The sequence below is a fragment of the Sagittula marina genome (assembly GCF_014196795.1).
Classification (GTDB): Bacteria; Pseudomonadota; Alphaproteobacteria; order Rhodobacterales; family Rhodobacteraceae; genus Sagittula; species Sagittula marina.
Window position 1 is genome coordinate 1 of sequence record NZ_JACIEJ010000028.1, and the last position, 18,839, is coordinate 18,839.

The following is an 18,839-nucleotide window of genomic DNA, read 5'->3' on the forward strand; positions in this document are numbered from 1 at the left end:
GCGGATGCGCCTGCCGGGCAGTGGATGATCTGTTCGTCCGTAAATCGCGTTCGCTTCATTGTCCGTCCTCAAGTTGGATCGGACTCTAACCGACGGTGGAGGAAAAATCCCGTGGCAGGTCACCACCCAAGCAGAATTAAGCCAATCCCACACCTTCGGTGAGTCCGCTTGTTGAAAGAGATCATCGGCCCGGGCGAAGTCACCATGTACATGTGCATCGACGGCTTCTCTCATGACATCCCAAGCGGCAAAGATCTCTGGAATTGGTTCCTTTATGCAGCGACGCATTTTCTCTCGGGTTCCTTTGGTCAACTTAGCGTAAGGACTCTTCTTTCGCGTAATAAGGACCAGCAGTTTGGCCTCTCCGCGATCAGTGCCACATACGCCCGCCCACCCCAGTCGAGACAGCTTGTTTTCCGATGAAGTCCGGCCCAGACCGGACGTTCGCATAGAGACGATTTGGTTTCCGTTTTCGGCTAATTAAGATCGCGACCACTTTCACTCCAAAGTAATGGCATACACGTCGACAGTTTTGGAGATCTGTGAAAACCGCACCGTGGCGTTTAGCCAGCTGACGCTTTCAAAGAAACCGGGGCCGGGCGCTTCGACGGCGTTCGTAAATGTGAACACGGTCAGGATCGTGTGGGCCTGACCACTCCGTAGTCGCCGCATAGGTCCGCGAGGACTGCGTGCAGAAGCGCGATGATTTCGGCACGCGGCGCCGCAGTCCTTTCGACGATGCCGATCTGGCGGGTCACCTGCGGAACCCCGAATGCCAGGCGCATGATGTTCAAATCCTCGGGTTCCTGCAGAGCAACATGCGGCACAACCGAGATGCCCAGACCTTGCCGCACGCCTGTGACAATCGATCCGATGGTGTCGATTTCGGCCACGTCATTGGTTACAACGCCGAGACGAGACAACTCTGTATCGATCAGGTTTGCCAGCGGCACGGCGCTTCGGAAACGAATGTAAGGCCGTGAATTCAACAGTTCGATCGGGTCGATCGCCTCCATGCCACGCGGCACGATCAACCAAAGCGGTTCACGAAGGAAGGGGCTCCAGCGCAAGGTGCTGGGAATTCCGAGGTGTTCCGCAACGATAGCGGCGTCGAGCCGTCCGCCGGCCACGTCCGCGATCAGGGTTGAGGAAAGGGACACTCGCAAGCTTGGCTTCAGGTCCGGATAGCGCCCGCGCATCTGTACCATGGCGCGTGGCAACAGGTTCAGCGCACTCGAGCGGACCGAGCCCAGCATCAGCGTTCCGGCGATCTGATCACCGCGCAGACTGGCCTTCGCGTCCTCGGCGCGGCGCAAGATATCCTCTGCCATTTCAATGACCTGAAGGCCCTCAGGCGTGACCCGTGGCGGTCGCTTGGTGCGGTCGAAGATGGTCACACGCAGTTCTTCCTCGAGCGCGTGAACCTGCTGGCTGACGGCCGAAGGTGTCAGGCCGACAAGGTCTGCCGCCTGCGCGAATGTGCCATGGGATTGAATGGCCAGAAGGGTCTTGAGTTGCCGTGTGTCCATAAACAGATCCAGTTTTTCTAAATCTAATAACCAGAATTAGGCGCTTTTGTGAAGACATTCTTGGCATTACGGTGCCAAGCCAAGGAGGACATCCATAGCAGGTTCGGGAGACCGCTATGGACCAACCGAAAAACAAAGACACGAAATGGCGCGCCCCGAGACTTCGGGACGCTGTGGAGACATGTGCGATGAGCAAGACAATCCTCGTTACGGGGCCTGACCTCGATCCGTCCGCCGCCCAGTTGGTGGCGGACCACGGTTACAAGACGGTGCATACCCCGCCCTATGCCGACAGCGCGGTGATTTCCGAGTATCTTCAGCAGACTGGCGCCGAAGGGATCGTGTCGCGCATGGGGCGTCTGGACGCCGCCGTCATGGACGCGGCACCGCAGCTCAAGGTGATTTCGAAGCACGGCGTGGGGGTTGATAATATCGACATCCAAGCCGCTGCCGATCGAGGTATCCCGGTGCTGGTCGCGACAGGTGCCAACGCGGTGTCGGTTGCCGAACATGCCATCGCGCTGCTCTTGTCCTGCGCCAAGCGGATCCTGCCGCTTGACGCTGGGCTGCGGGACGGACGCTGGGAAAAGCCGGGCTTCGCGGGGCGCGAAATTGCCGGATCGACCATGGGCCTGATGGGCATGGGCGCGATCGCACAGGCCACGGGCCGCATGGCCAAGGGGCTGGGGCTGACCCTCATCGGGTACGATCCCTATGCGCCGGACAGCGCCTTCGAGGAACTCGGCGTCACTCGCTGCGACAGCTTCGACGAGCTTCTGGCGGGGTCCAATGTGCTGAGCCTGCATTGTCCGCTGACCCCCCAGACGCGGCAGATCTTGAATGCAGAAGCAATCGCCCGGATGCCGGAAGGGGCCTTTGTGGTCAACACCGCGCGTGGCGGGCTGATCGACGAGCCGGCGCTGCTGGCCGCCATCCAGAGTGGTCATCTGGCGGGCGCGGGCCTTGACACCTTCGCGGTCGAACCGCCCGAGGCCGACCACCCGTTCTTTGCCGAGCCGCGAATCGTGCTGACCCCGCATATCGGCGGTGTCACCCGCCAGGCCGGGGCGCGGGTCGGTGTCGATGCCGTGCGCGGGATCTTTCAGATCCTCGACGGCGAGACGGTTGCGCCCGAACGCATCATCAATCGAAAATTGCTGGCCGCCGCACAGGCAGAGCCAGCCCAGATGGAGAAATGACCATGACCACCGGGTTCCGTATCCTCAAACGCGACCGCGTCGCCGCCCCCGAGATCGTCGCCGAATTCGCCAAGCTGCCCGTCGCCAACGTGTCCGACAGCATGTCGCGCATGACGGCCGCAGGATCGCGCCTGCGCCCGATGCACACGTCCGGTGGCATGGCGGGCGTCGCCCTGACCGTCAAGGCGCGCCCCGGCGACAACCTGATGCTGCACGCGGCAATCGACCGGGCCGTGCCCGGCGATGTGATCGTCGTCGATGCGGGCGGTGCGCTGGACAACGCGCTGATGGGCGAGCTGATGCTCGCTTACGCGATCAAGAAGGGCGTCGTCGGCTTTGTCATCGACGGCGCGATCCGCGATCTGGACAATTTCCGCGAAACCAACCTGCCGACTTGGGCAGCAGGCGTCACCCATCGCGGCCCTTATAAGGACGGCCCCGGAGAGGTGAACGTGCCCATCGCCATCGACGGCATGGTGATCCATCCCGGCGACATCGTCATCGGCGACAGCGACGGTGTGCTCTGCGTGCCGATCGACGGGGCCGAGACGATCCTGAAATCCACTCAGGACAAGTCTGCGAAAGAAATCAAACAAATGGCAGACATCGAAGCCGGCACAAACGACCGGACATGGGTCGACCGCGCGCTCAAGGAACGCGGCTGCGCCCTGCTCGACGACTGAAACAACCGCATGAAACGGAGGAGTAACATGCTTAACATCTTCAAGAAAACCGCCATCGCTGGTGCGATGATCCTGTCCGCAGGGGCGGCGCTGGCCGAATATCCCGAAAAGCCCATCGAGGTGATCGTCGGGTACTCGGCCGGTGGTGGCACCGATGTCATGGCGCGCACTGCTGCGCCCTTCATCGAGAAATACCTTGGCGACGGCGCAAGCCTTGTCGTCAAGAACATGCCCGGTGCCTCTGGCCAGATCGGCGTGACCGAAGCGGCCAATGCCGACCCCGACGGCTACACGCTGGGCACCTTCAACCTGCCGGGCATGATGGCGCGCACCATCGACCGCGAGGCCGGCTACGACCGTGACAGCTTTACCTATTTGGCCAACGTGGTGAACGATCCCAACGTCATCGTCACCTCCAAGGCCAGCGGGCTCGACACGTTGGACAAGCTTCTGGAAGAGGCGAAGGCCAATCCCCTTGCGATCACCGTCGGCATGTCGAGCCTCGGCGGGGATGACCATTTTGCGCTGATCAAGCTGGAGCAGGCGACCGATACCGAGTTCACCATCGTCCCCTTCAAGGGCTCGGCCCCCGCACGGACCGCGCTGCTGGGCGGCCATGTCGCCATGGGCATCCTCAACATCTCGGAAGTGGCTGAATTCCAGGACCAGCTGAACGTGCTGGGCGTGGCCACCAAGGAACGTTCGCAATTCGCTCCCGACCTGCCGACCTTCAAGGAGCAGGGGCTTGATCTGGTTAACGGGTCCATGCGTGGCTTCATCGCGCCCGCCGGCCTGCCTGAAGACGTGCAAGCCAAGCTGATCGACGCCTTCTCGCAGCTGTCCGACGATCAGGAATTCCTTGACGCCATGGCCGCGACCGCCAACCCGGTCGAAGTTGTGACCGGCGAGGAGTTCAAGCAGCTCACGTCCGATCTCTATGATCTCGCCAACGGCGTGTGGCAAACCACCCCCTGGAACTGAGGCCAATGCGCGTGAGGGGGAGTCCTCCCTCACGCCGCCCAGTCCCTGAGGGCGTCGGCCCTCAGACATCTCATCCCTCATACCGAAGGCAATCTCATGACCGAGAGCCGTAAATCCCGCCTGACAAGGCCCGAGACCCTGACTGCGGTCGGAATCATCTTGGTCGCCGCCGGGTTCCTTGTTCCCACCTATGATCTGCGCGCGATTTCCGCGCTGCTGCCTGCCGCCATGCTGATCGGTCTGATCGTGCTGTCGGTGTTCCTGTTGCTTGCCGATCAGCGCAAGGCCAGCGCCGGCGAAGACGCCGCGCCCATGACCAAGGCGCCCAAGCGGGTGATCGGGGCCTTCCTGATGATCGTCAGCTACGCGCTCGCCTGCGATTTCGTCGGCTTCTATGTCAGCACAGCCGTGACGATCCCTCTGGTCGCGTGGACCTTCGGCTATCGCAGCCCGGTGGGCCTGCTGATCGCGACCGTGATCGTCGTCGGCACGATCTGGGCGATCTTTGATTTCGGGATGTCGCAGGACTTCCCCACTGGCCGTTTCTGGGGGCGTTGAACCATGTATTCTGATCTTCTCCATGCCTTGCCGGATGTCTTCGCCTGGACGAACTTCGCCGCCGTCGTGATCGGCGTGATCGCGGGGATCGTCGTCGGCGCCATGCCGGGGCTGTCCGCCACCATGGCGATCTCCGTCCTCGTGCCCTTCACCTTCGGCCTTGAGCCGCTTGTCGCGCTTGGCCTGATGGCGGGCATCTATAACGGCGCGATGTATGGCGGGGCCATTCCCGCCGTGCTGCTGCGCATTCCCGGCACGCCTGCCGCCGTCGCCACCACGTTTGACGGCTACCCGATGGCGCAGAAGGGCGAGGGCGGTTTCGCGCTTCAGGTCGCAGTCGTGTCCTCGTCCATCGGTGGCATCGCCTCGGCCTTTGCGCTGATGCTGCTGGCGCCGCCGCTGTCCAAGGTGACGCTGCTTTTCGGCCCGTCCGAGGTGTTCTGGGTTGCGGTCTTTGGCCTCGCCTCGATCATCTTCCTGCTGGGCGGCAATCCGATCAAAGGCCTGATCTCGGCCTGTTTCGGGGTTTTCGTTTCGGTGATCGGCTCTGACCCGATCTATGGCAACGACCGATTCACCTTTGGCCAGCTCGAAATGCTCGACGGCATCAACATCGTGATCCTGCTGGTCGGCCTCTACGCGCTGCCGCCGGTGATCGACCTGCTGGAAACGCCGCTCAAGACCGATGGTGTCAACAGTTCCAAACTGGGGACAGAGCCGATCTGGAAGGCGCTGCCGCGCATGAACTACTGGAAGACCTGGCTGCGCGGATCGCTCCTTGGCATCTGGATCGGCATCCTGCCCGGCGCGGGCGGTTCCATGGCAGCCTTCATGTCCTACAACGAGGCGCGCCGCACCTCGAAGAACCCCGAGAAATGGGGCGAGGGTGAACCGGAAGGCGTGGCCGCCGCCGAGGTCGCCAACAACGCCGACACTGCTTCGGCGCTGATCCCCGCACTGACGCTGGGTATCCCGGGCACCGCTGTTGCGGCAGTCATGCTGGGTGGCCTGCTGGTGCATGGCTTGCAACCGGGGCCGATGCTGTTCCGCGACAACCCGGACATCGTCTTCGGCTTCATGTGGCAGTTCCTGTTCGGCGCGATCCTTCTGGTCCTGCTGGGTGGGTCGCTGGCAACCAACTCTTTCGCTCGCCTGCTGAACCTGCCGCGCCCACTGCTCGGATCGGTGATCATCGTGCTCATGCTGATCGGCGTCTATTCGATCCATGGCCGCATGTTCGACGTCTACCTGATGCTTGGCTTCGGGGCTATCGGCTGGGTGATGGACCGGCTCAAGTTCCCGCTGCCCCCCGTCGTGCTGGGCCTGATCCTTGGCGGTTTCGCGGAAGAGAACCTGCGCCTTGCGCTGCGGATCGGACGCGGTGATCCGATGGTGCTGTTCCAGAACACCACCAGCCTGATCCTCGTGGCGCTGACCGTCTCCGTGGTTGTCGGCCCGACGCTGAAGAAGCGTTTCATCGACAGCCGCAAGAAAGCGTGACCGCGAGCCCGCATCATAAGGTCCGCGAGGATTGGCTGGCCTTGGGGCAGGAGGAGCCTCTTGCCCCAGAGCAGCCGATCTTCGACTGCCATCACCATCTTTGGGACCGGCCCGAGAGGCGCTACCGGGCCGAGGAGCTGATGGCGGATGTGGGCGCGGGCCATGACGTGCGGGCGAGCCTTTATGTTCAGTGCCGCACCGGCTACCGCGATCATGGCCCCGAAAGCTTGCGCCCGGTGGGCGAGGTCGAAACCGTGCTGGACTGGACGCGCGGGCAGGATCGGTTTCCGGTGGGCATCGTCGCCATGGCGGACCTGCAACTGGGCGACGACGTGCGCCCGGTGCTCGACGCGTTGACCGAGGCGGGGCAGGGCAGGGTGGTCGGCATCCGCAACACCACCGCCTGGCACGCAGATCTGGCAGTGCGCTCCAATCCCAACCCGCCCCCCGAGGGCCTGTTGCAGACAAGCGCCTTCATTGATGGCGCACGGGCGCTGACCGCCCATGGCCTGAGGCTCGACGTCTGGGCCTACCAGACGCAACTGGACGAGGTCCGCGCCCTGGCCGCGGCCGTGCCGGAGCTGACCGTCATTGTCGATCACTGCGGCGGCCCGCTTGGCGTTGGCCCGCATGACCGCTTCGACACACAAAATTTCCGCGCCTGGCGCGACGCGCTGGCCCTTGTTGCCGCGCTGCCCAACACCCGCATCAAGATCGGCGGCTTCGGCCTTGGGGTCTTTGGCTGGCGCTACGCCGACGCGGCGCTGCCGCCGTATTCCGAGACACTGGCCGAGGACTGGCGCCCTTGGGTGGAAACCTGCCTCGACCTCTTCGGGCCGAACCGCGCCATGTTCGAAAGCAACTTCCCCGTGGACAAGGGGCAGATGAGCTACCGGACGCTGTGGAACGCTTTCAAACGCCTTGCCGCTCCGCTGAGCGCGGGCGAGCGCGATGACCTGTTCTGGCGCAGCGCGACGCGCGCCTACGGCATCGACGACCAGATTTTCGCACATGACACTGGGAGGATACTGTCATGAAAACACCCCTTACCGCGCTTGCGCTGGCCCTCACGGCCACCGCTGCATTCGCCGAATACCCCGACAAGCCCGTCGAGGTGGTCGTCGGCTATTCCGCCGGTGGCGGCACCGACGTGATGGCTCGCACCGTGGCGCAATTCCTTGAGCAGGAACTGGGCGATGGTGCATCCGTCGTGGTCAAGAACATGCCCGGCGCCGGTGGCCAGATCGGCTTTACCGAGGTTTCCGAGGCGGCGCCCGACGGCTACACGCTGGGCACCTTCAACTTGCCTGCGGCCCTTGCCCTGACCAAGGACCGCGCGGCGGATTACGATCTGGACAGCTTCACCTACCTCGCGAATTTCGTAGAAGACCCGAACACGATCACCGTCGCGGCCACGTCGCCATTCCAGACCTTGGACGAACTGATCGGCGCGGCCGAGGCTGACCCCGGCGCGATCACGCTGGGTCTGTCGAGCCTTGGCGGAAACGACCATTTCGCTGCCAACATGATGCAGGACGCAAGCGGCGCGGAATTCACGCTGGTGCCGTTCAAGGGCGCATCGAACGCGCGCACAGCGATCATGGGGGGGCATGTGGCCGCAGGAACCATGACGCTGGGCCAGACCTCGAACTTCCCTGACGAGCTGCGCGTGCTGGCGGTGCTGGCCGAAGAACGCTCGCCCTTCCGCCCGGATGTGCCGACCGCCAAGGAGCTGGGCTATGACGTGCAGATGTCGTCCCTGCGCGGCATCGTCGCCCCCGCGGGGCTGGACGAAGCGACGACCGAGCAGCTGCTCCGCGCGCTGAGCGCCGTCAACGAGAACCCCGACTTCCAGGCAATGATGGCCGAGCAGGGCAACCCGATCGCCTTCATGGCGGGAGATGATTTCGCCGAGACCGCCGCCAAGCAGGACGGAATCGCTGCCCAAATCTGGGCCGAAACGCCCTGGAAGTAAGACCGCTGCACCAGAAAGAACCCACTGAATTCAGGGAGGAGAACAGTATGAAATACGGGACAGGCACCGCACTTGCGGCTGCGCTGCTGCTTGGCGCGCTGCCAGCATCAGCCGAGAGCGATCCTGATCTGTCGGCGCGCCATGTGGCCGCCGCAGAGGCCGCCGCGGGAGAGGACCTCGCGCATGTGCTGGGCCACTGCGAGAAGATCGGCAAATCCTTCACCATTCCCCATGACAAGGGACACGAGATGCTGGAGCGCCTGGTCGGAAAGGGCGAGGTTCGGTCCACGGCGATCTTCGACAACCTGGTCTTCCTTGGCACGTCCTGGACCACGGCATGGGCGATCCCCACATCCGACGGCATCATCCTGATCGACGCGCTCAACAACGAAGACGAGGCCAAGCGCTTCATCGAAGACGGGCTGCGCGAGGTCGGGCTTGATCCGGCGGACATCAAGAAGATCGTCGTCTCCCATGCGCATGGAGACCACTATGGCGGGGCCGCTTATCTGCAGGAAAAATACGGCGCCGAAATCATCATGTCGGAGACCGACTGGCAGGAGTTGGAGAAAGACGAACTTCAGTTCGATGATCCGCTGTGGGGCCGTCCGCCGGAGCGCGATGTGAGCGTAGGCGATGGCGACACGGTGACGTTGGGCGACACGACGATCACCCTGCTGGAAACGCCGGGCCACACGCCCGGGACCCTGTCGACCATCGTTCCGCTGACCGACGATGGCGAGGCACACAAGGCGATCATCTGGGGCGGCAACGGGCTGAACTTCGGGCCCAACGCTGCGCAATTTGTTCAGATGATCGAGTCTGAGCGTCGCCTTGCCGCGATGGCGGAGGAGGAAGGCTTTGACGTGTTCCTGTCGAACCACAAGACCCTTGATGCGAGCTACACCAAACTCGACGCCATGGAGGCCGGGGCCGATGGCAACCCCTTTGTCATCGGGTCGAACCAGGTGGAACGGGCGTTCACAGCGATGAGCCATTGCGTTGCCGCACAGCTGGCAAGCTTCGATCCAGAGGCCGTTCCAGCCGACTGAAACAAGAGGGAACGGGCCGCAACGCCTGTCCCGACACTATGTAACCGGAGGAAATCATGACCATCAAGACACTCGGGGCCGCTGCTCTGATCGCCGCGTCCGCCACCGTCGCACATGCCGACGACTGGACCGCCTACACCTATTCGTCCGTCTCGACGACGTCTGCCGTCAAGGGCATGAAACGCATCGTCGATCGCGTCGGGGAAGACACCGATCTGACCATCGACCTGCACCTTGGCAAGACGTTGCAGATCGCGTCGGCAGACATCACGCAGGCCGTTGGCGATGGCATCATCGACATGGCGGCGGATTTCTTCTTTTCGGGCAGCGTGCCGATCGCGCGGGTGCTGAACCTGCCGATGCTGATCGAGAACGACGAGGAATGGGCCAAGGCCTACGAGGCGATGGAACCGACGCTGGTCGAGGCCTTCGCACAGCAGGGCGTCGTGCTGCTGGGCGGCTACCGCTACCCGGAACAGACGATCTTTACCACGTTCGAGATCAGCTCGCTGGCAGATCTCGATGGTCACAAGATCCGCGTCACCTCGCCCGAGCAGGGCAAGTTCGTCGAGGAATTCGGCGGTGCGCCGATCACCCTGTCGGGCTCTGAAGTGCCGACCTCGCTGGAACGCGGCGTGATCGAAGGCGTGCTGACCGCCTCGGCGGGCGGGGCGAAGAACTGGCACGAGTTCCTGCCCTACAACTACCGCTTCGCGGTCAACTACGGCAACTCGATGATCATCGCCAACGAGGACAGCTTTGACGCGCTCTCTGAGGACACCCAGACCAAGCTGCGCGAGATCGTCGCCGAAGAAGGCCCCGCGACCACCGCGGCCTTCCTTGAAGACGAGGAAGCGCAGAAGGCTTCGCAATCCGAGGCTGGCATGACGCTGGTGGACGCGGCCGAAGGCGACGCCGAGATGGCGGGCGAAAAGCTGGCGCCGTTCTGGGAAAGCTGGGCCGAGGAGAACGGTCCGGAGTATGTCGAAGCCCTCGCCACCGTGCGCGAAGCCATCGGCAAGTAAAATGCAGACGGGAAGCAAACAGGGGCCGGCATCGGCCGGCCCCATTTTCGATGTTGCCGCGTGGATCACCGGCGCGGCAACCGGCTTGGTCCTCGTGGCGCTGGTCTCGCTGGTCTGCCTCGAGGCGCTGCTGCGCGGCGGCTTCAACTACTCGCTGGGCTTTGCGGAGGAGCTGACGGGCTACGGCGTCGTCTTCATGACCTTCTTTGGTGCGGCCCTCGCGCTGCGGGGCCATGCGATGTTCCAGGTGCATTTCCTGCTGGACACCTGGCCCGAGGGCACACGCCGCTGGCTGATCCGCGCCTTCGTGCTGATTGCGCTGGTGATCTGCGTGATCCTTGCGTGGAAGACAAAGGACCTGACGCTGTCCTCCTTCTCGCGCGGCAAGTTCGCCCCGACCGTCCTGCGCACTCCGCTTTGGATTCCGCAGATCATCCTGCCTGCGGGCTTTTCCGTGCTGGCGTTTTTCCTGGTCGAGCAGCTGCTGCTGACCTTCCGCAAATCCGAGGAAACCTGACATGGAAGCGATCCTCGCCTTCGGCCTGCTGATCGGCCTGATCCTGGGCGGCATGTGGGTGCAATTCGCCGTGGCGGGCGCGGGCCTGACCTATATCTGGCTGCTCAAGGGCTTTGGCGGCTGGAAGGCGCTTGGCCTCGTCAGCTGGGGCGCGGCCAACAGTTTCACCCTCGCCGCCATTCCGCTCTTCGTCCTGATGGCCGAGGTCCTGCTGGGCTCGGGCCTGTCGACGCGGCTTTACAACGGTGTCGCGCCGTTCATGCGGCGGCTGCCGGGCGGATTGTTGCACACCAACATCGCGGGCAGCGGCATCTTCGCAGCGATCTCCGGCGGCTCGGCCCCCACCGCCGCCGCCATGTCAACTGTCGCACTGCCGGAACTGTCCGCGCGTGGCTACAACAAGCGCCTCGTCGCTGGGTCGCTGGCCGCGGGCGGCACGCTGGGCATCCTCATTCCACCGTCGATCACCATGATCATCTACGCCACATTCACCGAGACCTCGATCGCGCGCCTTTTCGCCGCCGGTCTGGTGCCGGGCATCGTGCTGGCGCTGTGCTACATGGGCTTCATCATGGTTCGCGTCCTGATGAACCCGGATCTGGCCCCGAAGAACGAGACGCGCGCCACGGCGGGCGACCTCGGCCGGGCGCTTCTCGACATCGTGCCATTCCTCATGCTGATCGTGATCGTCCTGGGCAGCATCTACGGCGGCTTCGCCACGCCCACCGAGGCCGGGGCCGTGGGCACTGTCGGCGCGATCCTGATCGCGGGCCTGTACCGCAAGCTCAGCCTGCAATTGCTCAAGGATGCGCTGTCGCGCACCGCCTCGATGAGCGGGAACATCCTGTTCATCGTCTTCACCTCGATGATCTTCGCCTACGCGACGGCCCTGTCGGGCATCGGCGAGGACCTCGTCGGCATGCTGGAAGAGGCCAACGTCTCGCGCCTCACCTTCCTGCTGATCATCATGGTCGTCTTCGCGATCCTCGGGTGCTTCATGGAAGGACTGGGCATGATCGCGATCATCGTTCCGGTGATCTTCCCGGCGCTCATGGCGTTGGACGTGGACCCGATCTGGTTCGGTGTCTTCGTGGTGATCCTGGTGGAATTGGGTCAATTGACGCCGCCCCTCGGCGTGATCCTCTTCGTCGTGGCCTCGTCCTCGAGCGAGGTGAAGATCGAGGACGTGATCATGGGCACCTTGCCCTTCTTCCTCATCATCGTCGCCTTCATGCTGCTTTTGATCGGCGTGCCCGACATTGCGCTTTTCCTGCCGGAGTTCACGTTCGGATGACCCAAACCTATCCCTTTCCCGAGCCGGTCGTGATCGATGCCGAGGTCTTCACCGAACTGCCTGCCACGCTGCGCCGCACCGGCCAGCCGTCCTATTGGGCGGAAAAGAACCGGCGCGGCGCCCCTGCGGACAGCTTTCTCGAGGGGCCGTCTTTCGACCGCGACGGCAACCTGTGGTTCGTCGACATTCCCTTCGGACGGGTGTTCCGCGCCGATGCGGGGGGCGGGATCAGCCAGATCGCTGAATACGACGGCCAGCCCAACGGGTTGAAGATCCACCGCGACGGGCGGATCTTTCTGGCCGATTACCAGAATGGAATCATGCTGCTGGATCCGGAAGCCGGGGCTGTGACCAAGGCGCTGGGGGATGCGGACACCGAAAGCTTCAAGGGCTGCAACGATTTGCATTTCGGGCGTGACGGCGCGCTCTATTTCACCGATCAGGGCCAGACCGGGTTGCAGGACCCGAGCGGGCGGGTGTGGAAGTGGCAACCCGAAACGGGCGCGCTGACCTGCCTGATCGACAAGGTGCCCAGCCCCAACGGGCTGGTGCTGGACCTTGCCGAACATGTGCTGTTCCTTGCCGTAACACGAGCCAATGCGGTCTGGCGGCTGCCCATGTCGCCCTCGGGGCGGGTCAACAAGGCGGGGCTGTTCATCCAGTTTTCGGGCGGTCGTGCCGGGCCGGACGGGCTGGCGCTGACCTCCGATGGCGGCGTCGTGGTTTGCCAGACCGGTATGGGCCTTGTGTGGGTGCATGATGTGCTGGGACGGCCCATCGCCGTCGTGCGCAGCCCGCGCGGTCTGGGGACCACCAACTGCGCCTTTGGCGGGCCGGAGGGGAGGACCCTCTTCATCACCGAAAGCGACAGCGGCAGCATCCTGAAGGCAGAGTTTCCCGAAGACTTGGGCATTGCGGGCGCACCGATGTTCTCGGGCGCGCTTTAGGCCGGGTGCAGGATGCCGGGGCCGATCTCTGACAGGTCCCGGAGACCCAACAGGCCGAGATTGCGATGCACCTCGGCCTTCAGGATTTCGGCAGCGCGCTCGACCATCGGCTGACCGCCCAGCGTCGCCGCATAGAGAAACGGCCGCCCCACCAGCACCATGTCCGCGCCAAGCGCCAGCGCCTTGATCACATCGGTACCGCGCCGGATGCCGCCGTCGATCAGCAGCGCCATGTCGCCCGCCTGCGCCCGCGCCTCTGGCAGGATGCGCAGCGGCGAGATGGCGTGATCCAGTTGTCGGCCTCCGTGGTTGGACAGCACCACGGCGTCACAGCCAAGCGCGCGGGCCTGTGCGACGTCGGCGGGCGCGATCACGCCTTTCAGCACCAGCTTGCCGGGCCAGAGGTCGCGCATCAGCGCGAGGTGGTCCCAATTCAGGTGATCCTTGCGTCCGAAATCCCGCGCCGCCTGTTTCGAGATGATCGGAGCGCCGCGCACGGCATCGGAATTCTCGAAATGCGGCATGCCCCGTATCAGCGTGGGCAGGAAGGTGCCCAGCACCCAGCGCGGCTTGATGGCGAAGTCCCAGATCAACCGTGGCCTGACTCTGAGCGGTGTGGAAAAGCCCGCGCGCATGTTGTTTTCGCGATTGGCCACCACGGCGGTGTCGGCGGTCAGCACCAGCGTGCCGAAGCCTGCCGTCCGCACGCGGGCGATCAGGGCGCGGATGCGGTCCTCTTCGCCGGGCAGATAGGCTTGGAACCATGCTTTCGGGTTGGCAGCCACCACGTCTTCCATGCGGGTCAGGGACGACCCGGAGAGCACGAAGGGCAGGCCCGTCGTCGCCGCCGCGCGGGCGAGGGCCACGTCCCCGTCGCGGGCCATCAGCGCCGAAAGCCCCATCGGTGCGACGCCGAAGGGCGCCGTGTAGCTTTCGCCCAGAAGGGTGCAGGCGGTCGAGCGCCCCTCAACCCCGCGCAGCACGTTCGGCACCAGCCGCCAGGCGTCCAGCGCATCGCGATTGTCCTGCCTCGCAGCGCCCGTCTCGGCCGCGCCCGAGACGTAGCCGAACAGCGGGCGGGGCAGACGGCGCCGCGCGGCAGGTTCGAAGTCATCCAGAGTCAGAAGCATCAGAAACCGTAGAGCCTTTCAGGGTTGCCCCACATGCATCGCGCGAAGCTATCCCGGCTCAATGCCCTGCGGCACAGCGCCAGCATCGGCGGAATTTCGGGCACCGGCTCGGGGGTCATCACATGCGGCCAGTCGCTGCCCCAGATGATCTGGTCGGGAAAGGCTGCGCCAAGGCGTTCGATCAGCGCGCTTAGGTCGCCGTAGGGCCCGATATCGGTGCTGACCCGCGTGGGCGACAGCTTGGCCCAGACGCGCCCCGTCTCAAGCAAGCGGAACAGGGGGGCCGGTGCGGCAGGATCGACATGGCCCATATGGTCCAGAACCAGCCGCAGCCCCTCGGGCAGATCGGCGACCATATCGGCAAGCCGGTCAAAGCTGCGCGGCTCGGTGTTCAGCTCGATATGCCAGCCGATCTCGGCCACGCGTTTTGCAAGTTCTGGAAGCTGATCAAGCGCGCTGTCCCCGAGCCTTGCACGGTCCTGCACCCGGGTCGCGCGGATCCCGGCGGCGTTCAGTGCTTGCAGGTCGGCATCGGCGTCGATCATCGCAACGCCGCGCAACGCGACGGGTCCGTCGGTGCCCAGCACCTCCACCAACCGGCTGTTGTCCGTCCCATCGACCGAAGCCTGCACCACAACCGCGCGGCGCACGCCCAGCGGCGCGGCCTCGTCCATATAGTCGCGGATGTCGCGTGCGGGCGGCACATAGGCGCCGGTCTGCGGGGCCTCGGTCTTGGCAAAGGAGTGGATGTGGCAATCGGTGATCATATGCGGGGCTTTCTCAGGCTGAAGAACAGGCTGATCGCCAGCGACAGCACGGTCAATGCCACAAGCCCGATGGTGATGGGCGAGCCCACAAAGATGCCATAGCCCCCGCCCGAGGTCAGAAGGGCCTGCCGCAGGCTCTGTTCGAATGGCGCGCCGAGGATCAGCCCGATCAGCAGTGGCGGCAGGGGGAAGTTCGCGCGCCGCAACAGGAAACCCAGCACACCCGCTCCCAGCATCACCCAGACGTCGAACAGGCTGTTGTTCACCGAAAACGCGCCGAAGATGGCGAGGATCGTGATCGCGGGCAGCAGGTGGCGCGGTTGGATGCGGGTGACGTGGATCGCCACGCGGAAGAACAGCAGGCCAAGGATCACCGTGGGGATGGACGACAGCAGAAGCGCCTCGAAGATGGCGTAGACCTCCAGCCCGTGGTCGCGGAACAGGAACGGCCCCGGCGCCAGCCCGTGCAGCATGAAGGCTCCAAGGATCACCGCCGTCACCGCATCGCCGGGGATCCCCAGTGCCAGCGTCGGCACCAGCGCGCCGCCGGTCACGGCATTGTTGGCGGCCTCGGGGGCGGCGACACCTTCGGGCGCGCCCCTGCCGAACGCATCCGGATCGGCAGAGCGCGAGCGGGCGAGGCTGTAGCTCATGAAGGCCGGTACGGTGGAGCCGATCCCCGGCAGGATGCCGACAAAGGTGCCGATGAGAGAGGACAAGAACAGCGTCATCCGCATCCGCCACAGTTCGACGAACCTTACGGCAGAGCTTTTCAGCGGTGGCACCTCGGCATCCCCCACCAGCGGTTCACGGTCGAAGGCCTGCAACAGCACCTCGGACATGGCGAAGAGGCCGATCAGTACCGGGATCAGCTGGAACCCGTTTTCAAAGGCGAAGGAACCGAAGGTAAAGCGCGGTGTGCCACTGATCGGGTCAAGCCCGACGATACCGGCGCAGGCCCCCACGAGAACCATGATCAGTGCGTCGAGCTTCGATCCGCCACCGAACAGCACGATGACCAGCAGGGCGAACAGCATCAGCATCGCCATCTCGGCCGGGCCGAAATCCAGTGCGAAGCGCGCCAGCGGTTCGGCCAGAGCCATCAGGACGAGGCAGCTGAAGATGTTGCCAATGACGCTGGCATAGAGGGCAAATCGCAGCGCCCGCCCGCCCTCGCCACGGCGCGCCATTGCGAAGCCGTCGATGGCCGTCGCCGCCGACGACGGCGTGCCCGGCACGTTCAGCAAAACGGCCGAGATCGACCCGCCGAAGATCGCGCCTTGGTAGACACCAAGCAGCAGGATGATCGCCGGGATCGGCTGCATCGAGAAGGTGACCGGGATCAGCAGCGCAATGGCCATGGTCGGGCCAAGGCCGGGGATCGCCCCGATGATGATCCCCGAGACGATTCCGGCAAGCGCGGCGACCAGAACCCATAGGTTCAGAAGTTCGAGAAAGGCATCGACAAGCACGGCTTGCGCTCCTTTGAGGTCTGGAATGAATTGGCAGGCTCAGGGCAGGGGGATGCTAAGCCCATGCCGTCCGCCAAAGGTAACGGCGGCTGCCACGATCAGCGGCAGGACCAGCAAGAGGGGACGGCGTTCACCCAGCATGAGGGCGACGACGATCCCGGCACCAGCGGCCCCGAAGAAGAACCCGACCTGCGGCATCGCCCACAGCGCCGCTGCGCTGCTTGCGGTGACGGTCAGGACGCGGCCGAGCCGGACGGGAGTGCCAAGCGGGAAATCCTCGGAGCGCAGGCTCAGGACAAGGCGGAGCGCCACGACCGTCGCCAGCAGCCACAGGGCAAGGCGGGGAAAACTGCGTGCATCCGGTCCGGAGGCACCGAAGCCGAACACCTGGATCTGGCTGTCGAGACTGTAAAGCCCCCAAGCCGCTGCCGCCAGCAACAGCCCGGCGGTCAGCGTCCGGAAGCCGGGGCGGGCGACCCCGCCCCCGTGGCCGTCGGTGCTCAATTGCCGAGGTCCTTGGCGATCTCGCGGTAGGCTGCGAGGTTTTCGTCGATCGTCGCCGCGAGGTCTTCGCCCGACATGATCCGCACCGGTTGGCTGAGATCTGTCATGAAGGTCTTGAACCCATCCGATGAGGCCACCTCGGTGAAGGCGGATTCAAGCTTGGCGATGATCGCGGGATCGGTGCCGGCGGGGGCCATGATGCCGACGATCGACGGGAATTCCGCGGCCAGCCCCGCCTCTTTCAGCGTGGGGGCATCGGGAAAGTCCGGGTCGTTGGTGCCGTCGAGCACGCCCAGAAGGCGCAGCTGGCCGTCCTGCACGAGGTCGCGATAGGCCGGAACCAGCGCCGCGTCCACGTGGCCGCCCAGCACCGCCGCCGTCGCCTTCGAGGCGCCGTCGAAGGGCACGTGCTGCAGCATCGCGCCGGTGTCCTTGGCAACCGAGGCGAAGGCCAAGTGCGCACCGCCCATGGCGCCGGCGGTGCCATATGTCACGGCGCCAGACTTGGCGTCCTCGATCAGTGCGTCGAGTGTTTCGTAGGGGCTGTCCGCCGGAACAACGACCCCGTGGAACGGGCCGGAGTAGTTCAGGATCGGGATGAAGTCGGTCAGCGTATCATAGCCCACATCGCGCAGCGCCGGTGTGACGAAGGACGGCGACGAGGTCGTCGCGATCAACGTGTAGCCATCGGGCTCGGCCGACGCGACGGCGCGCATCGCATTGGTCCCGCTGGCGCCCGGCTGGTTTTCCACGACGATGGGTTGGCCGAGGATCTTCTCGGCCATCGTCGCCATTTGGCGCGCCGAAATATCGGTGGTCCCACCCGCCCCATAGGGCACGACAAGGGTGATCGGACGGGTCGGGTAATCCTGCTGCGCGACGGCGGCAAGCGGCGTGATCGCCAACCCGGCCAAAAGGGCCAGTGTCGAGCGGCGTGTGTATGTCATGGTGTCCTCCCAAGGATCGAAAGTGCTGGCCGGTGGCCGCGGCGGTCGGCTGAAAACCTGTTGGCGGTCGTTGCCTATGGTCCGGCCTCCCACCGGATGCTCGATCATGACCTTTATTATTTTTTACTAAAAGCGCTAAAAATTTAAGCTTAGAAACAGATATTTTTCACCAGCCGTTCTGCCTGCGTGATGACGGGAAGGCGGCGACTTATCCTGCTTACACCTCGACTACCCGTCGACAAGTATCGAATTCGGTCCTTGTCAGAGCCACCCTGCGCAGGCCGCGGCCAACGTTGGACTTGGGTCAAGCAAACGTTCCGAAAATCGAATTGCAATGCCAGGTCGCGCAGCCAGAAACCGCTGGGATCGAGCAATCTTTCATCGGTCTTCGATCACGGCAGCGCACTGGTTTGCGCGGTGATGAAACATGCTCCCAAGCTTTGCAACGTTCCATTGTCTGCGCGCTGCGGCCGTTCGTCCACGTCGCAGCGAAGGTCGGCTGTCCGCCCTCACTTCGGAAAGCCTCTGGTGCTGCGGCTGCACAGATCATGTCCGCTTCCGGCCGTTTATGACAGCCCTGTGTGGCCAAGTTAGAGCGGTTCGCCGCGACGCGGAGATCGGCCGCTCTGAGCCCATTTTGACCTAATATTTGTTTGATCTCTTTGGGCGTTGTTGCGCAAATCAAAGGGAGGGATTCACTTAGCGAATCCGGACGGTTAGTTCGGGCGCATGCCGAAGCCCACACCCACCCGCTACCGC

At 64.1% G+C, this 18,839-nt stretch carries 19 protein-coding genes; 12 read left to right on the plus strand and 7 right to left on the minus strand.

What is annotated here, in order from left to right; all coding sequences use genetic code 11:
* Positions 1 to 312 (minus strand): hypothetical protein (locus tag GGQ68_RS24185; protein ID WP_221235718.1); only part of this gene is annotated, 312 nt, incomplete at its 3' end.
* A 320-nt stretch (positions 313 to 632) separates the two neighbouring features.
* The gene (locus GGQ68_RS23660) at positions 633 to 1,529 is read right to left on the minus strand and encodes a LysR substrate-binding domain-containing protein (RefSeq protein ID WP_183970420.1); all 897 of its coding nucleotides are present in this window, start codon (positions 1,527 to 1,529) and stop codon (positions 633 to 635) included.
* A gap of 188 nt (positions 1,530 to 1,717) precedes the next feature.
* Between GGQ68_RS23660 and GGQ68_RS23665 the strand changes: the two genes are divergently transcribed.
* The 12 genes from GGQ68_RS23665 (at position 1,718) to GGQ68_RS23720 (ending at position 13,260) form a co-directional block, all read left to right on the plus strand.
* Positions 1,718 to 2,728, plus strand: a complete 1,011-nt coding sequence (locus GGQ68_RS23665) for a hydroxyacid dehydrogenase (protein WP_183970422.1) — start codon at positions 1,718 to 1,720, stop codon at positions 2,726 to 2,728.
* Positions 2,725 to 3,411, plus strand: coding sequence for an RraA family protein (locus GGQ68_RS23670; protein WP_221235719.1), 687 nt, complete (start codon positions 2,725 to 2,727; stop codon positions 3,409 to 3,411). The genes GGQ68_RS23665 and GGQ68_RS23670 overlap by 4 nt, the downstream gene beginning before the upstream one ends.
* 27 nt (positions 3,412 to 3,438) lie before the next feature.
* The gene (locus GGQ68_RS23675) at positions 3,439 to 4,392 is read left to right on the plus strand and encodes a Bug family tripartite tricarboxylate transporter substrate binding protein (protein ID WP_183970426.1); all 954 of its coding nucleotides are present in this window, start codon (positions 3,439 to 3,441) and stop codon (positions 4,390 to 4,392) included.
* Positions 4,393 to 4,488: 96 nt separating this feature from the next.
* Positions 4,489 to 4,950: a tripartite tricarboxylate transporter TctB family protein gene (locus tag GGQ68_RS23680; RefSeq protein WP_183970428.1), complete on the plus strand. Its 462-nt coding sequence runs from the start codon at positions 4,489 to 4,491 to the stop codon at positions 4,948 to 4,950.
* Between the two features lie 3 nt (positions 4,951 to 4,953).
* Positions 4,954 to 6,450 carry a tripartite tricarboxylate transporter permease gene (locus GGQ68_RS23685; protein WP_183970430.1) on the plus strand — a complete coding sequence of 499 codons (1,497 nt, stop codon included), beginning with the start codon at positions 4,954 to 4,956 and terminating at the stop codon, positions 6,448 to 6,450.
* A complete protein-coding gene (locus tag GGQ68_RS23690) occupies positions 6,447 to 7,487 on the plus strand; it encodes an amidohydrolase family protein (RefSeq protein WP_183970432.1) in 1,041 nt (346 codons plus the stop codon). The genes GGQ68_RS23685 and GGQ68_RS23690 overlap by 4 nt, the downstream gene beginning before the upstream one ends.
* Positions 7,484 to 8,425 (plus strand): tripartite tricarboxylate transporter substrate binding protein, encoded by a 942-nt coding sequence (locus GGQ68_RS23695; RefSeq protein ID WP_183970434.1) that lies wholly within the window; start codon positions 7,484 to 7,486, stop codon positions 8,423 to 8,425. The genes GGQ68_RS23690 and GGQ68_RS23695 overlap by 4 nt, the downstream gene beginning before the upstream one ends.
* Positions 8,426 to 8,472: 47 nt before the next feature.
* Positions 8,473 to 9,477, plus strand: a complete 1,005-nt coding sequence (locus GGQ68_RS23700) for an MBL fold metallo-hydrolase (protein WP_183970436.1) — start codon at positions 8,473 to 8,475, stop codon at positions 9,475 to 9,477.
* Positions 9,478 to 9,533: 56 nt separating this feature from the next.
* The gene (gene dctP, locus GGQ68_RS23705; protein WP_183970438.1) at positions 9,534 to 10,502 is read left to right on the plus strand and encodes a TRAP transporter substrate-binding protein DctP; all 969 of its coding nucleotides are present in this window, start codon (positions 9,534 to 9,536) and stop codon (positions 10,500 to 10,502) included.
* Position 10,503: 1 nt separating this feature from the next.
* Positions 10,504 to 11,019: a TRAP transporter small permease gene (locus GGQ68_RS23710; protein ID WP_183970440.1), complete on the plus strand. Its 516-nt coding sequence runs from the start codon at positions 10,504 to 10,506 to the stop codon at positions 11,017 to 11,019.
* A 1-nt stretch (position 11,020) separates the two neighbouring features.
* Positions 11,021 to 12,313 (plus strand): TRAP transporter large permease, encoded by a 1,293-nt coding sequence (locus GGQ68_RS23715; protein WP_183970442.1) that lies wholly within the window; start codon positions 11,021 to 11,023, stop codon positions 12,311 to 12,313.
* Positions 12,310 to 13,260 (plus strand): SMP-30/gluconolactonase/LRE family protein, encoded by a 951-nt coding sequence (locus GGQ68_RS23720; RefSeq protein ID WP_183970444.1) that lies wholly within the window; start codon positions 12,310 to 12,312, stop codon positions 13,258 to 13,260. The genes GGQ68_RS23715 and GGQ68_RS23720 overlap by 4 nt, the downstream gene beginning before the upstream one ends.
* Here GGQ68_RS23720 and GGQ68_RS23725 read toward each other — a convergent pair.
* From GGQ68_RS23725 to GGQ68_RS23745, 5 genes are read right to left on the minus strand one after another with little or no spacing between them, the layout of a single operon-like run.
* Positions 13,257 to 14,390 carry an alpha-hydroxy acid oxidase gene (locus GGQ68_RS23725; protein WP_183970446.1) on the minus strand — a complete coding sequence of 378 codons (1,134 nt, stop codon included), beginning with the start codon at positions 14,388 to 14,390 and terminating at the stop codon, positions 13,257 to 13,259. The two genes, GGQ68_RS23720 and GGQ68_RS23725, sit on opposite strands and share 4 nt — an antisense overlap.
* Positions 14,390 to 15,157, minus strand: a complete 768-nt coding sequence (locus tag GGQ68_RS23730) for an amidohydrolase family protein (protein WP_183970448.1) — start codon at positions 15,155 to 15,157, stop codon at positions 14,390 to 14,392. Before GGQ68_RS23730 ends, GGQ68_RS23725 begins: the two co-directional genes overlap by 1 nt.
* A complete protein-coding gene (locus GGQ68_RS23735; RefSeq protein ID WP_183970450.1) occupies positions 15,154 to 16,629 on the minus strand; it encodes a tripartite tricarboxylate transporter permease in 1,476 nt (491 codons plus the stop codon). The genes GGQ68_RS23730 and GGQ68_RS23735 overlap by 4 nt, the downstream gene beginning before the upstream one ends.
* A gap of 39 nt (positions 16,630 to 16,668) precedes the next feature.
* On the minus strand, positions 16,669 to 17,133 hold the full coding sequence (locus GGQ68_RS23740; protein ID WP_183970452.1) for a tripartite tricarboxylate transporter TctB family protein: 465 nt from the start codon (positions 17,131 to 17,133) through the stop codon (positions 16,669 to 16,671).
* Complete coding sequence (locus GGQ68_RS23745) at positions 17,130 to 18,080, minus strand: Bug family tripartite tricarboxylate transporter substrate binding protein (protein WP_183970454.1); 951 nt, start codon at positions 18,078 to 18,080, stop codon at positions 17,130 to 17,132. Before GGQ68_RS23745 ends, GGQ68_RS23740 begins: the two co-directional genes overlap by 4 nt.
* Positions 18,081 to 18,839 lie beyond the last annotated feature (759 nt).

Excerpts from the sequence above, each read along its gene's own strand:
- GGQ68_RS23660 (WP_183970420.1), bottom strand. The coding sequence starts at position 1,529 with ATGGACACACGGCAACTCAAGACCCTTCTGGCCATTCAATCCCATGGC.
- GGQ68_RS23665 (WP_183970422.1), top strand. The coding sequence starts at position 1,718 with ATGAGCAAGACAATCCTCGTTACGGGGCCTGACCTCGATCCGTCCGCC.
- GGQ68_RS23670 (WP_221235719.1), top strand. The coding sequence starts at position 2,725 with ATGACCATGACCACCGGGTTCCGTATCCTCAAACGCGACCGCGTCGCC.
- GGQ68_RS23675 (WP_183970426.1), top strand. The coding sequence starts at position 3,439 with ATGCTTAACATCTTCAAGAAAACCGCCATCGCTGGTGCGATGATCCTG.
- GGQ68_RS23680 (WP_183970428.1), top strand. The coding sequence starts at position 4,489 with ATGACCGAGAGCCGTAAATCCCGCCTGACAAGGCCCGAGACCCTGACT.
- GGQ68_RS23685 (WP_183970430.1), top strand. The coding sequence starts at position 4,954 with ATGTATTCTGATCTTCTCCATGCCTTGCCGGATGTCTTCGCCTGGACG.
- GGQ68_RS23695 (WP_183970434.1), top strand. The coding sequence starts at position 7,484 with ATGAAAACACCCCTTACCGCGCTTGCGCTGGCCCTCACGGCCACCGCT.
- GGQ68_RS23700 (WP_183970436.1), top strand. The coding sequence starts at position 8,473 with ATGAAATACGGGACAGGCACCGCACTTGCGGCTGCGCTGCTGCTTGGC.
- dctP (WP_183970438.1), top strand. The coding sequence starts at position 9,534 with ATGACCATCAAGACACTCGGGGCCGCTGCTCTGATCGCCGCGTCCGCC.
- GGQ68_RS23710 (WP_183970440.1), top strand. The coding sequence starts at position 10,504 with ATGCAGACGGGAAGCAAACAGGGGCCGGCATCGGCCGGCCCCATTTTC.
- GGQ68_RS23715 (WP_183970442.1), top strand. The coding sequence starts at position 11,021 with ATGGAAGCGATCCTCGCCTTCGGCCTGCTGATCGGCCTGATCCTGGGC.
- GGQ68_RS23720 (WP_183970444.1), top strand. The coding sequence starts at position 12,310 with ATGACCCAAACCTATCCCTTTCCCGAGCCGGTCGTGATCGATGCCGAG.
- GGQ68_RS23725 (WP_183970446.1), bottom strand. The coding sequence starts at position 14,390 with ATGCTTCTGACTCTGGATGACTTCGAACCTGCCGCGCGGCGCCGTCTG.
- GGQ68_RS23730 (WP_183970448.1), bottom strand. The coding sequence starts at position 15,157 with ATGATCACCGATTGCCACATCCACTCCTTTGCCAAGACCGAGGCCCCG.
- GGQ68_RS23745 (WP_183970454.1), bottom strand. The coding sequence starts at position 18,080 with ATGACATACACACGCCGCTCGACACTGGCCCTTTTGGCCGGGTTGGCG.